The organism is Lutibacter sp. Hel_I_33_5, from assembly GCF_007827455.1.
In the GTDB taxonomy this organism is placed as follows: Bacteria; Bacteroidota; Bacteroidia; order Flavobacteriales; family Flavobacteriaceae; genus Polaribacter.
This window is the reverse complement of the sequence record NZ_VISM01000001.1, coordinates 2,847,620-2,861,669: the sequence shown is the minus strand read 5'-3', so window position 1 is coordinate 2,861,669 and position 14,050 is coordinate 2,847,620. Positions and strand designations below refer to the sequence as shown.

The 14,050-nt window shown below is 31.4% G+C and carries 8 protein-coding genes; 1 reads left to right on the top strand and 7 read right to left on the bottom strand.

Annotated features, from left to right (window positions below):
* Window positions 1-26: 26 nt before the first annotated feature.
* On the bottom strand, window positions 27-587 hold the full coding sequence (locus OD91_RS12635; RefSeq protein WP_144896739.1) for a DNA mismatch repair protein MutS: 561 nt from the start codon (window positions 585-587) through the stop codon (window positions 27-29).
* Window positions 588-649: 62 nt separating this feature from the next.
* Here OD91_RS12635 and OD91_RS12630 point away from each other — a divergent pair, with 62 nt between their 5' ends.
* Complete coding sequence (locus tag OD91_RS12630; RefSeq protein ID WP_144896738.1) at window positions 650-1,282, top strand: hypothetical protein; 633 nt, start codon at window positions 650-652, stop codon at window positions 1,280-1,282.
* Between the two features lie 39 nt (window positions 1,283-1,321).
* On the opposite strand, the gene OD91_RS12625 is transcribed toward OD91_RS12630, so the two are convergent.
* The 6 genes from OD91_RS12625 to ppk2 (OD91_RS12605) all read right to left on the bottom strand — a co-directional run bounded on the left by OD91_RS12625 (window position 1,322) and on the right by ppk2 (OD91_RS12605) (window position 14,049).
* Entirely contained in the window at window positions 1,322-6,667 is a 5,346-nt protein-coding gene (locus OD91_RS12625) for a T9SS type A sorting domain-containing protein (RefSeq protein ID WP_144896737.1), read from the bottom strand.
* 33 nt (window positions 6,668-6,700) lie between these two features.
* Window positions 6,701-6,868, bottom strand: a complete 168-nt coding sequence (locus OD91_RS13565; RefSeq protein WP_186434456.1) for a hypothetical protein — start codon at window positions 6,866-6,868, stop codon at window positions 6,701-6,703.
* Window positions 6,868-10,857, bottom strand: coding sequence for a LamG-like jellyroll fold domain-containing protein (locus OD91_RS12620; RefSeq protein ID WP_144896736.1), 3,990 nt, complete (start codon window positions 10,855-10,857; stop codon window positions 6,868-6,870). Before OD91_RS12620 ends, OD91_RS13565 begins: the two co-directional genes overlap by 1 nt.
* Window positions 10,858-10,988: 131 nt before the next feature.
* A complete protein-coding gene (locus OD91_RS13680; protein WP_144896735.1) occupies window positions 10,989-12,308 on the bottom strand; it encodes a LuxR C-terminal-related transcriptional regulator in 1,320 nt (439 codons plus the stop codon).
* Between the two features lie 97 nt (window positions 12,309-12,405).
* Window positions 12,406-13,191: a polyphosphate kinase 2 gene (gene ppk2, locus OD91_RS12610; protein ID WP_144896734.1), complete on the bottom strand. Its 786-nt coding sequence runs from the start codon at window positions 13,189-13,191 to the stop codon at window positions 12,406-12,408.
* Window positions 13,192-14,049: a polyphosphate kinase 2 gene (ppk2, locus tag OD91_RS12605; protein ID WP_144896733.1), complete on the bottom strand. Its 858-nt coding sequence runs from the start codon at window positions 14,047-14,049 to the stop codon at window positions 13,192-13,194.
* Window position 14,050: the final 1 nt, after the last annotated feature.

The window sequence follows — 14,050 nt, the reverse complement described above, 5'->3', positions numbered from 1 at the left end:
TACATTTTTTAAAGATTGTTTAACAATCAATAATTATTTTCGAAATTATTTACATTCTGATAAATATACACCTCAGTTGCACCCAATCCATATTTTTGATAAGAAGCATCGTAATATTTTACTGGGTATTTATTAAAAAGATACTGAAGCTCGGTTTTTAGAACACCTTCTCCCACTCCATGAATAAAAACTAATTTAGAAATTCTCTTACTAATTGCATACTCTAATTTACGTTTTGCAGTATCTAATTGCAAGTTTAGCATATCATAATTATCTAAACCTCTTGTAGATTTTATAAGTTGATTAATATGTAAGTCAACTTCCATAATAACTTCATTCTTTGTTTTTTTAAACGCAGAATTCTTTTTAACAACTTCTGATTCTTTCTCTTTAAGCATGCTATTATTGATATCTAAATACTTTGATAAATCATGTTGATCTTGTTCAATCTTCACCAATTCAGAAGCTTCAAAAGTATACAACATTCCATTTTCATCTATAGTAATGTTATTATTTTCAACTTTAACAACCTTACCAGAAATTACATCATCTAAAACCGCAACTTTATCTCCAATTTCTAAACGCATTCTTAACTTTAAATTAATTTTTAATGTGATATCAATAACTATATTTACACAAAAATACTAAGATGATTCATACTACGGTTACTTCTACTAAAAACTTCTTTGAAAACTCAATAAAAAATATCAGTTTAGATACTGATAGAAAAACATTACTTGCTAAAATAGCTGATACTATTGCAAAAGAGTTACAAGAAAATAAAGTTGTAAACTTGAATTTTATTTGTACTCATAATTCAAGAAGAAGTCAATTAGGACAAGTCTGGGGGTATTATGCAGCTCAGTATTTTGATGTAAATATTAATGCTTTTTCTGGCGGAACGGAAGTAACAGCTTTTTTTAGAAATACAGTAAAAACACTACAAAGTGTTGGTTTTAATTTTGATGTTGAAGATTTCTCTCATCAAAACCCGAAATATTCTATTTCTTTTGAAGGAGCTGAAAAATCTATTCTTGGTTTTTCAAAAGTATTTGATGACCCACAAAATAATCAACCTTTTCTTGCAATAACTACCTGTAATAATGCAGACGAAAATTGCCCGTTTATTCCATCAGCATTACATCGTTTTCATTTACCTTTTGTAGATCCTAAACATTCTGACGGTTCTGATTTACAAGACGAAACTTATTTAAAAACGAATGAACAAATTGCTGGTGAAGTTTATTTTATATTTTCTGAAGTAAAGAAGTTAATGGCTTAGAGTTATTGACTCTGAATTCGATAACAATCTAAAATCTAATCAGTCAACAAAAATCTTAGTAGATTTTATTCCTTTTTTTGTTTTTAATTGTACTAAATACATTGCATTTGTAATAGTTTCAGGTAATTTAATTGAAGAATTATTTTCTGTCTTAAAACTTGTTTTAAAAACCTCATTTCCTAATATATCAAACAATTTTATAGTTGCTTTTTCAGAAGTTAGATTTGAAATTTTTAAAACCCTGTTTTCTGATAACCAAATTTTTGTCTGTTCGAGCGCAGTCGAGAACTCAGTACTTAAAACTTCACTTGTAGTATGCAAATAAAAACGTCCTTCTCCACTTTGTGCTTCTAATAATACAATTTCATAATTTCCATTATCATTCAATTTTGTAAACGTATTTTCTTGTTTATCTTCTAAATAGATGTTCATTCCTGATGGAATGTTTTTTGCTTCTACTGTAAAACTAATAGCTGTATTAGCATCTGCATTAATACCTATAGGTATTATTTGTTCTTCAAAATTTGTTGGCGGTAAACATTGCAAAGCAAATGCTTTGTTGTTATTGTTTGCTAACAAATGTGTATAAACGTTAAAACTATTGTCTTGGGCTGTAAAAATTTCTGAATCATAACCAGCGTCTAAACCTTTAGTAGTGTTATCTAAATATTTTATTTCTGTGGATTTTACATTTTTCCCATCAGAAACTGTTAAACTCATTTCAAATATTTCGTTTTTAACTCTTGCAAAAACATTTCCTGAATGATTTGTTTGTAAGCTTTTATTAAAAGTAAATGTACCACCTCCATCTTTTACATTTACAAAAAATGCTTGTCCTGGTGCAATATATTGCAAGTTGGTACTTGCATGATTATAAGGTTTATATCCAGAAGTTGCTGGATCCCAAATATAAACTGCTAAATTATTGGTATTTATTTGTGCTACATTTTGTAACAATAGATTACTACTTGCATCAGCTAAATTATTAAACTTTAAAAAATTGGGATACGGATTTGCAATTAGGTTCCATCTATTTTTAAAACCGTCTGTTAAGATTACTGTTTTATCGCCGTTTTCTATGCTTCCTGTAAAACTGTATGTTCCAGCTGTAGCGCGTTTCATAGAATAACCTTTTCCGTTTACAAAATTACCAGCAGAAGCAATATTAGCAACAGTTTCATATTCCCAATTAGAAGAAGGAATATCATTATTATAAGGAGCAATTGCATATTTTGTATTATCTCCGTTTTGAATTACTTGGTTGTTTTCTGCAACGGTTTGAATACTTTGTTCTAGTACTGGAGCACCAACTGTATGCCAATTGTCTGTAACGTATCTGTTATAGGTAATATTTCCTGAAGCATTTCCTTTTACAACCAAAGAACCACTACTTGTAGCATCAGAATGTATGGTAATTGTTCCGTTATTGGTTACATTGTTACCAACGGTTAATCCTTTTCCTGCATTAACTGTTACACTTGCTCCTGTTTGATTTTCTACATTAAAAGCTGTTGCATTATTTAGATTGGTAATTGTTGGGTAATTTCCTAGACCTGTAGGTATAGTTACGTTACTATTTACATCTGGTAAACCATTGTTCCAGTTGGTGGGTTCTTGCCAAAGTGTGTTTGTTGCTCCTGTCCAAGATGTATTGGCGTTTGTTGCTCCATTAAATTCATACGCACCAATATCTATAGTACCTACAAAACGTGTATTATTTGCAATATCTGTTGTTAAAGAATTAAAGGTATTATTACCTGCATTAATAAGCGGACTACCTATTGCTGGTACAAAACCATCATCTGGGGTACTAAATATATTATCGGTACCATCAGGATCTACACTATTTTTAAAAGGATCTGCCGTTAGCGTGGTAAAACTTGTTCCTGTAAAGTTTTGCGAAAAGTTATTTGCACTACTTGCATGTATAGTTGCACCGGAACCATTTACAATATCTGTACCATTTCCATATAATACCGTATTATATAGTGTGGGAGAAGAAGAAGGAAATTCATTATACATACCACCACCATAATTTGCAGTATTTCCTGAAAACGTAGTATTGATAAGGTTTGGAGAAGAAGTATAATCATTATACATACCACCGCCATAATTTGCAGTATTTCCTGAAAACGTAGTATTGATAAGGTTTGGAGAAGAAGATTCAGCGTTTAAGATACCACCTCCACCACCAACTGTAGCTGTGTTTCCCGAAAAGGTGGTATTGGTAATGCTTGGGGAAGAATTATTATTATACATACCTCCAGCGATATTAGCGGTGTTTCCTGAAAAGGTAATATTGCTTAGATTTGGGGAAGAATTAGTAGTATACATAGCTCCACCTTTAGAGGAAGCGAAATTATCTTTTATAAGACTATGGGTTATATTGGATTGAGAGTTACTGATATATACGCCCCCACCATATCTTGCACTGTTGTTATTAGTAATTTTAAGTTGTTTAAAAGTAACGGTGTTGTTACAGTTAAGTATTTGAATACCACCGCCATTTTTTGGACTCGTACCATAACCATCACGTATTGTAAAGCCATCTATGGTTATATTGTTTAAATTATTGGCAATTACAACAGTATAAGTGTTGTCTGTATTGCTTATTTCATTACCAATATTGCCACTTAAAATGGTTTCATTGGCTTGTAAATCTCGGGTATTGAGATTAAACGTTGGTGCTTCATTCCCCGCAAAACCTCCATAAATACTAATATTGGGTAATTTAAAATGGTTGTTTCTATCCCCTACATTGTTAAAGAAGCTATCATCTGTAATATAAGTCCCTTTAGCAACCCAAATTTGAGAGGCTGTTGCTCCACATCCATTGATATAAAATAAGGCATCATATAATTTTGTAAAAGCATTTACCCAGGAAGACCCATTGTTAGCTCCGGTTGCATTTTTATTGACATAAATAATATCATCCGGGAAATTAAAAGTGGGATTCTTATCTTGTTGAAATTCAAAAACACCTATATCTACCGTTCCTTCATAAATTCGAGGGTTTCCATCTATATCTGTGGTAATACCCGACAAATTGGGTGCAGCATTGTTACCGCTGTTTATAGAAGGACTTATACAAGGGAGTTCTTTATAACCCTCAACAAGGTTTGGGTTTCTGTCTAAATTATGTCCGCCATCGGTAACTCCACTAGGAAAAGTAACCGTACCATCTTCTGTGTCGTCTTGTAAAATAGAATAACTAATAGTACCGTTTATTTTTGATCCGCCTATATTTCCCCACAAAATACTATTTACAAAGGTTAAACCACTTCCAAATGCTACAGTACCAACATTATTAAGAGATCTGTTATTGGTAAACGTACAATTGGTAAAATCAAAAGAACCGCCGCCTCTTAATATCACTCCAGCAGTATAACCTGTATTGTCATCAAAAAAACAATTGATGGCTTTACTATCATTAGAACTTTTAAGAATAGCACCACCACTTGCATAATTTGAAGAGTTACCAATAAATTTACAATTTATAAATGTATCGTTAGCATTTGTATACACAACAGCATTACCATTAGGTAAAGCGTGGTTAAAACTAATGGTGCAGCTCTTAAAAACAGGGTTCTCTAATCTAGTGTAAATAGCGGCTCCATTTTTACTTTTATTATTTGTAATGATACAATTTGAAATTGTTGGAGAAGATTCATCTATATATAAGCCACCACCAAGAGTCTCCGTTCCATAAGCTTTGGTAATGGTAAATCCGTCTAAAACAGGAGTTGCATCTAGGTTTTCAAATTTTATAATTGTTTTAGAATTGTCTGTTTCTGTGTTTAAAATGCCTATATCTCCAGATAAAATAGTGGTATTATTTTCCCAATCTCTTTGAGTTCGTAAGGTTTCTGTACCGTTAAAACCTCCATAAATGCCTACATTGTTTTTCATAACAAAAGAGGCGTTTCTATCACCTAAAGTTACATTTACACCTACATCTGGTGTATACGTTCCTTTGGCAACCCAAATTTCAGATCCTGCAGTTGCTGCTGCTATTGCATCTTGTAAAGAGTTATATGCATTTGCCCAACAACCTCCGTTGTTACTTCCATTAGCAGTAATATCTACATAAATGATATTTATTCCATTATTAGAAAGGCTATATTCATAAGGGCCAATATCTATAGTACCCACTTTACGTGTATTACCATCTAAATCTTGTGTGGTAGCATTATATGAATCATTACCTGAATTTTTAAGTGGACTACATGTTTGTAAGCTATAATTTCCATTAGCTTCATCTACAAATAGCGGGTTAAAACCAGCAACTGTTGCATCTATATTTGCAGTACCTGCTGGGTTTTGGGTTTTAATAAGGCTATAATTAGCGGTTAATGTTCCGCTTTCATGCTCGCTAGGTATAAAATTAGCATTTGAAAATTCTCTTTTAGTATTGTCCCATAAAATGCTATTCTGTAAAATTGTTGTTCCATAAACTCCTCCTCCAAAAAAATACAGTACAGAAGCAACTGAATTATTAGTTACTAAAGAATTTGTTAAGGTTATGGTAGCTGCTCCATAAATTCCTCCACCTCTACTAGAATCAGAAACATTAATCCCACTTCCTGCCATACTACTAAAAGCATTATTACTGGCCACTTTGCTATTGATTACTGTAATATTGGTTCCATAAATCCCTCCTCCAAAAGAATTAAAATTTGATTGAGCAGAATCAACAAAAGTTAATGTAGAATTATGTGTAATTTGGCTATTGGTTACTGTAATGTTGGTTCCATAAATTCCTCCTCCATATGCATTACTTGTCATAGGCAAAGGATTACCAGCATTATTATAAGCAGAAGCATTGTTGCTAGTTATTCTGCTATTAGTTACTGTAATATTAGTTCCATGAATTCCTCCTCCATAAACTTCTAACGATGCAGTATTCGAGGAAGTAATGGTAGTTTGATTGGTAGATACCACTACCTGCTGTAAGTCTAAAGTACCAGTAGCATAAATACCAGCTCCATGATTGTTAGCATGTCCTTTTTGTATGGTTAGTCCTTCTAAAAATAAAGTACCTGTAGTATGTGTAGCACTTAACACTCTGTGTGTAGTATTACCATCTAAAATAGTTGCATTATTGGTAATGTCTTGTGTACCACCTCCAGTAGGATAACCACCTTTTAAGGTTAACGCTTTATTAATAGTTATTTCTGCGCCTTGTTTATATGTACCTGCTGCAATTAAAATTTCGCCACCTGTAGAAATTGCATTTACCCCATCTTGTATATTGGTATACGCATTTACCCAAGAAGTACCATTGTTACTACCAGAGGCAGTAATATCTACATAGATTGTTTGACTAAATGATGATAGGCATAGGAAACCAATATAAGTTAAGCAAATCAGTAATTTTATTTTCATAAGGGCATAAAATTAATATAATTCTTAAGTTTTTCAAAAACCAATTCCTAAACCATCATCTGGAGCATCACTCATAGCTTGTGCAGATTTGGGATGCAAAATCATATAAGTAGCTAAAGATGTTAAGGCAGCATATTTACTATACTTTCCTATCTTTTGAATAGCTTCTTTTCTTGTTATTATTTTTGAAGATTCTTTCATCAATCAAGAATAATTTTAGTTGTTTTTATCCCTTTCTCTGTTTGTAACCTCACCAAATAAACCGCTTGTTGTAATCTATTTGGTAACTGTATTTCTAGACCTCTCTCCCGAAGTTTCGGGATCGTTCGAGGAGACAATTGTTTTACAAACACCTCTTTTCCTAACAAATCATAGAATTTTAGTGTTGCTTTTTCGGTTTGCAAATTGGCAATCTTTAAGATTCTCTTTTCAGTCAACCATATTCTTGTCTGTTCGAGCGCAGTCGAGAACTCATTAACATCTAAAACCTGATTGGTGGTATGCAAATAAAAACGACCTATACCACTTTGTGCTTCAGAAACAGTAATTTCATAGTTTCCATTATCGTTTAATTTGGTAAACGTATTTTCTTGTTTGTCTTCTAAATAAATAGTAAATCCTGTTGGAATGTTTTTTACATCCACAGAAAAATTAATAGTTGTATTAACATCTGCATTAATACCTATAGGAATAATCTGTTCTTCAAAATTTGTTGGAGGCAAACATTGCAAAGCAAAGGTTTTGTTGTTATTGCTTTCTAACAAATGTGTATAAACACTAAAACTATTGTCTTGGGCTGTAAACGTTTCTGCATCGTAACCAACATCTAAACCTTTGGTAGTGTTAGGTAAATATTTAATTTCTGTGGATTTTGTAAGATTTCTCGACTGCGCTCGAAATGACACTGAAAGATTTATTTCAAAAATTGCATTGTTGGTTTTTGCAAAAACATTTTGTGTACTTGTAGTTTGTAAACTCTTAGAAAATGTAAATGTACCACCACCAGATTTTGCATTTACAAAAAAGGCTTGTCCTGGTGCAATATATTGCAAGTTGGTACTTGCATGATTGTATGGTTTGTAACCAGATGTAGTAGTATCCCAAATATAAACTGCTAAATTATTTGAGTTTATTTGTGCTACATTTTGTAACAATAGATTACTACTTGCATCAGCTAAATTGTTAAACTTTAAAAAACTAGGATACGGATTTGCAATTAAGTTCCAATTGTTTTTAGAACCCTCTGTTAAAGCAACTTGTTTATCACTATTTTCTATAGCTCCTGTAAAAGAATAAGTTCCTGCAGGATTTCGCTTCATAGAATACCCTTTTCCGTTTACAAAATTACCAACATTAGCAACATTTGCCACAGACACATACTCCCAATTATTAGAAGGAATATCATTATTATAAGGAGCAATAGCATATTTTGTATTGTCTCCATTTTGGATGACTTGGTTATTTTCTGCTACATCTTGTATAGTTTGTCCAATTACTGGTGTACCAACTGTATGCCAGTTATCAGTTACATATCTGTTGTAGGTGATGTTACCAGATGCTGAACCTTTTACAACTAATGCACCACTATTGGTAGCATTAGAGTGTACAGTTATTGTACCATTATTAGTTAGATTGTTTTCTATGGTTAAACCTTTGCCTGCATTAATTATTACACTTGCTCCTGTTTGATTATCAAGATTAAAAGCAGTTGCATTGTTTAGGTTTGTAACTGTTGGGTAATTTCCTAAACCTGTGGGTATTGTAACATTACTGTTTGCATTTGGCACACCATTGTTCCAATTGGTAGGTTCTTGCCATAAGGTGTTTGTTGCTCCTGTCCAAGAAGTATTGGCGTTGGTTGCTCCATTAAATTCGTACGCACCAATATCTATTACACCTACTTTTCTGACATTGTTGTCTAAATCTGCTAAAGTGGTATTATAACTATCTAAACCAGCATTGATTAATGGACTTCCTGTTTGCAAACGATAATCTCCATTGGCTTCATCTACAAATAAAGGATTAAAACCACCCACAGTAGCATCTATATTTGCGGTACCTGTTGGGTTTTGGTTTTTAATAAGACTATAATTAGCAGTAAGTGTACCAGAATGTTCACTGGGTGTAAAATTAACACCACCATCTGTACTTTTGGTGTTGCCCCATAAAATAGAGTTTTGCAAAATTGTTGTTCCACGAACTCCTCCAAAAGAAGAAGAAGAAGAAGAAGAAGAAGAAGTGTTACTGCTTACTACGCTATTGGTTAAGGTAATAAGTCCATCATTTGTATGAATCCCTCCTCCTTCTGAAGAAAAAGAAGAAGAAGAAGAAGAAGAAGTGTTATTGGTTACTTGACTATTGGTTAGTGTTATACTTCCATTAGAATTAAAAATCCCTCCTCCTGCAGACAAAGAAGAAGAAGAAGAAGTGTTATTGCTTACTTGACTATTGGTTAGTGTTATACTTCCACTAGAATTATAAATCCCTCCTCCAAAAGAAACATTAGAAGAAGAAGAAGTGTTATTGGTTACTTGACTATTGGTTAGTGTTATACTTCCAATAGAAGTATAAATCCCTCCTCCAGAAGAAGAAGAATTGTTAGTTATTTGACTATTATTAGTTATCAAAATATCACCAGAATCTGTATAAATTCCACCTCCATTAGCATTATCAGTAGTATTGTTATTTAAAATAGTATTATTTAAAGTTATATTTCCATCTAAAGAATAAATTGCGCCACCAAAACTATTAACACCAACTCTTGTCTTACAATTTTTTATGGTAACAAAACTTAAATGTAAGTTGCCTACAGTAGCAATACCACCACCACCAAATGTAGAATTAAATGTATCTCCGTTTTGTATGGTTACCCCTTCTAAAAATAATGTACCTGTTGTGTGTGTTGCATTTATAACTCTTTGTTTATTATTATTAGCAAACTCATAGGCATCTATTATGGTTGGGTTATTGGCAATGTCTTGTGTACAACTACCACCAATAGCGTAACCTCCTTTAATTACTAAAGCTTTAGTAATACTAATTTGGTTAGTTATATTATAAGCGCCTTGGGCAATACGTATTTCTTGATTTTCTGTTGCTGCAGTAACTGCTGGTTGTATAGATGTAAATGCATTTGCCCAAGAACTTCCATTATTACTTCCTGTTGCACTTTTATCTACATAAATAATAGTAGGCAAATTAACTGTAATAGTTTGTGTATTAGAAACTACTTTACCCACACCACCTGTTGTACCTGTGCTCCAAGTTGCACCGTTAATTGTTCCGTTATTGGCGTTTGTAGAACTATCTGTAAGTTGTGTGCCCGCATTTTCGAAAAACGGGTAATAGGCAACTAAATTGGTTTCATCGCCTACAAATACATTGTCTTTGGCTTGTTGTATTTCTTGTTGTGTGGTTAAAGCTTTGTTCCAAACTCTTAAAGAAGCTATTTTACCTTGAAAATATTCTGCAGTTCCGTTCCAAGAACCAATATAACCTGCTTGTGGATTTGCAGAATTAACCAATGTACCATTACTAGCTTTATTACCAATTTCTACGCCATTTCTATACACACGCATTGCATTGGTAGCATCATCAAAAAAAGCTAAAATATGTACCCATTGATTGTTATAATCTGCTGGATTTATAGATACATCTAATTCTGTATAAGCATCTGTTGTGGTATGTGTTCCAAAAGATAAAATTGTGCCATTATTTTGAAAGGAAAATAAAATTCTACCTACTGCATCTGTACCTTCTTTTCTATAAATCTCTTGATAACCATTTGTAATATTTGTTGGATGAACCCAAGCTTCAACAGTTACTCCAGTAGAAAAATTTAGAGAAGCATTATGTGGAATTGAAACATAGTCATCTACTCCATCAAAAGTTAAAGCGTAACTTGGGTTGGCTGCAAATACATGAAAATCGGTAGTTTCTGAAACTATACCTGTTTGAAAATTTAAAGCACTTCCTGTTCCTGTTTGTGGGTTTCCAATCACTTCTTTTGTAGTATCATTTCGTAAGAAATAATTAAAATTGGTTTCAGAGTTTTGCAGTGTTAACGTATTATCTTGTGGGCAAACAATAGTTGTTGCTCCTGTTAGGGTTTGTGTTATTTGTGCTTTTGTATTAAAAATAAAACAGTAAAATAATACTATAAAAAGTAATCTAATTTTCTTAATATTCATATAATTTATAGCAATTATAAAAATGATTTTTATAATTATAAAATTACAAAACGTTTACTTAAATGAAGAAAAATAGAGGGTAGTTGAGGGGTAGTTGTAAAACGATAAATAACTATTTTTCAATAATTAAACTAAATTACAGAAATTTGTTTGGCTTCTTCTCTATTTTTAATGTTCAGTTTGCTGTATATTTTTTTAATATGATATTTAACGGTATTTACAGAAATAAAAAGTGTTTCTGCAATTTCTTTATTGCTTTTTCCTTGTGCTAACAGCGTAAAAATTTCTTGCTCTCTTTCAGATAAATCATACTCGGTAAAATAATTGGTTTTCCCTTGTTTGTTTTTTTCTAACTCTTCAGATAAGGAAGATATTTGTGTTGCGTACTTAGTAATGTCATTTCGCATTTGTATGTTTTCTTCATGCAAAATACGCATCCTGTAAATTACCGCGAATGAGAGTAAAATCATTTCGAAAAAACCTGCCATTTTTATATAATCTCTGCTAATTTGAAGTAATTGAAATCCGAATAACTTGAGTACATAATAATCTACTCCTAGTAAAAAGATAAACACATAAGCCACTGCAAATACTTTGGTGAAAATATTTTTATTAAATAAAAATAAACTTGTTACCCAGTAAATACCTAATAAGGTAAATGAAAAAACTTCTATTAAAGCAAAGTAATTAAAGCTATTAGTTACTAAATAAAGTATAAATAATAGAACCTGAATAACTATATAACTTAAAATAACATATTGCAACTTAGGATAATAATTATCTGTTTGTAAGTAAGATGTAGCAAATAAAGCACCTAAAATAGAAGTTGTAATATGAACTACTAAAGTAATAATATCTATAGTTTTTTCTGATAAACTAAAAAAACTTAAAATACCATCACTTATAAATAAAGATGCTGAAACACCAAATAAAAAAAGTGCATAGTATAAAAAAGTTCTATCTCTAAAGTTGATAAAATAAAAGAGGTTTATTAATACTACAACAAAGGCAAAACCGTAGTAAAAACCAGTAAATAAATTATCTTTTTTACTACTATATTTATAATCTGAATACTCTTGTATGGTAATAGGAATATAAGCTTCTTTAATTATATTTAGTTTTATAAACGTTGGTGATTGCTCTATAATAAAGGTTAAAAAGCGTTCATTTTTTTCTGACAAAATTTCTTTGTCATTATAATAAGCTACACCATTTGCTAAATGATTGTTAGGAAACTGAATAATCGTTTTTTCTGCAACATTTTCTATCTTAAACCAATAAACACCATTGTTAATGCCTTTGTTAATGGTTTTATCTACTTTTATAAATTCTAGATTCTTAACATTATCTATAGTATTTTGATTGCTTGTATCAGGCAGATAAGAGATTTCTGCTTGAGAAAAACTTTTACAAGAAAAAAGCACTAAAAATAAAACGATTATTTTTCTCAATTTATAGGGTATAAACTTCAATACTATTTATTTAACAAAACAATTTAATCAAAAAAATACAAATATTAAAAAAGTTTATTTAACTTGATTGATTATTTTAAATCTTAATATCTTTTTGATAAGGAATTTTGTCTAACACATGATTAATTGCAGCAACTCTTGCTTCAGTTTTTCTGTTAGCTCTAATTACTTTCCATGAAGATATTTCGGTATTTGTTTTAGAAAACATGGCTTTTTTATACTCTGTATAATCATCCCATAATTCTTGCGCACGTTTATCAACAGCAGTCATTTTCCATTGTTTTAATGGATCGTTTTGTAAGTCTTCAAAACGTTTAGCTTGTTCTTTTTTAGAAATAGACATGTAAATTTTAACCAAGAAAATTCCGCTTTGTAAAATCATTTTTTCAAAATCATTTACTTGATTCATGAAAATTTCATATTCTTCTTTAGTACAAAAATCATTAACAGGCTCAACAATAGCTCTGTTATACCAACTTCTATCAAAGAAAACAATTTCTCCTGCTTTTGGGAATTGCTCTACATATCGTTGAAAATACCATTGAGTAGTTTGGTCTTCACTTGGTTTTGGTAACGCAACAATACGCATATGACGCGGATTAATACGCTCAGTAATTCTTCTTATTGCTCCCCCTTTTCCTGCGGCATCTCTACCTTCAAACAAAATAATGATTCGCTCATTATTTTCTATCGCCCAGGTTTGTAATTTAATTAATTCTACTTGAAGTTTTTTTAACTTTTTCTCATAATTCAAATACCTAAGCGCACGTTCTACATTTAAAGGTTCTTTAGACAAAAGCGCTAACAAACCCTTATTAGAATTCAGTTTTTTAATATCTAAATCTGTAAATTCTTTTTCCATTTAATCTAAATTAGTTGATGAACGATAATAACGCATAACTACATTTGGATCTGGAATTATAGTTGTTGAAGCTGCTGATTTCCCATCATAATCAAACTGTGATAACACATGTCTAATTGCTTCTAATCTTGCTGTTTTTTTATCATTGGTTTTTATAATCATCCATGGACAATAAGAAGTATGTGTTTTACTAAACATTTCTTCCTTATAAACGGTGTATTTATCCCATAACTCTTGCCCTTTTTGATCTACTGGACTAAATTTCCAGCGTTTTAAAGGATTATCTTTTCTTCCATCAAAACGTTTTTGCTGCTCTTCTTTAGAAATGGATAACCAAAATTTAATAATAATCATATCATCTTCATACAACATATGTTCAAATTCTGGTACTTGCAATAAAAAATCTTTATACTCTTTTTTAGTACAAAAATCCATTACAGGTTCTACAACTGCTCTATTATACCAGCTTCTATCAAAAAAAACAATTTCACCAGGATTTGGTAATTTTTTAATATAACGTTGAAAATACCATTGTCCTTTTTCAACTTCAGTAGGTTTATTTAAAGCAACTAAACTTGTAGAACGCGGATTTAAATGCTCCATAAAACGACGGATATTTCCACCTTTTCCAGCTGCATCTCTACCTTCAAAAATTACTGCTACTCTCTTATTCTGTTTAGAAATCCATTGTTGCAACTTTACCAATTCTATTTGAAGCAAACGTAATTCTTCATTATATAATATGGTTTTTTCAACTTTATGAAAAGGAATTTTCTTTTCTTTTAAGCATTCAATTAAGTCTTCATTTGATTGAATACGTTGAAAATCCTCTAAAGTTAATTTTGGTTGTTGCTCCATA

Excerpts from the sequence above, each read along its gene's own strand:
- OD91_RS12635 (WP_144896739.1), bottom strand. The coding sequence starts at position 587 with ATGCGTTTAGAAATTGGAGATAAAGTTGCGGTTTTAGATGATGTAATT.
- OD91_RS12620 (WP_144896736.1), bottom strand. The coding sequence starts at position 10,857 with ATGAATATTAAGAAAATTAGATTACTTTTTATAGTATTATTTTACTGT.
- OD91_RS13565 (WP_186434456.1), bottom strand. The coding sequence starts at position 6,868 with ATGAAAGAATCTTCAAAAATAATAACAAGAAAAGAAGCTATTCAAAAG.
- ppk2 (WP_144896734.1), bottom strand. The coding sequence starts at position 13,191 with ATGGAAAAAGAATTTACAGATTTAGATATTAAAAAACTGAATTCTAAT.
- ppk2 (WP_144896733.1), bottom strand. The coding sequence starts at position 14,049 with ATGGAGCAACAACCAAAATTAACTTTAGAGGATTTTCAACGTATTCAA.
- OD91_RS12630 (WP_144896738.1), top strand. The coding sequence starts at position 650 with ATGATTCATACTACGGTTACTTCTACTAAAAACTTCTTTGAAAACTCA.
- OD91_RS12625 (WP_144896737.1), bottom strand. The coding sequence starts at position 6,667 with ATGAAAATAAAATTACTGATTTGCTTAACTTATATTGGTTTCCTATGC.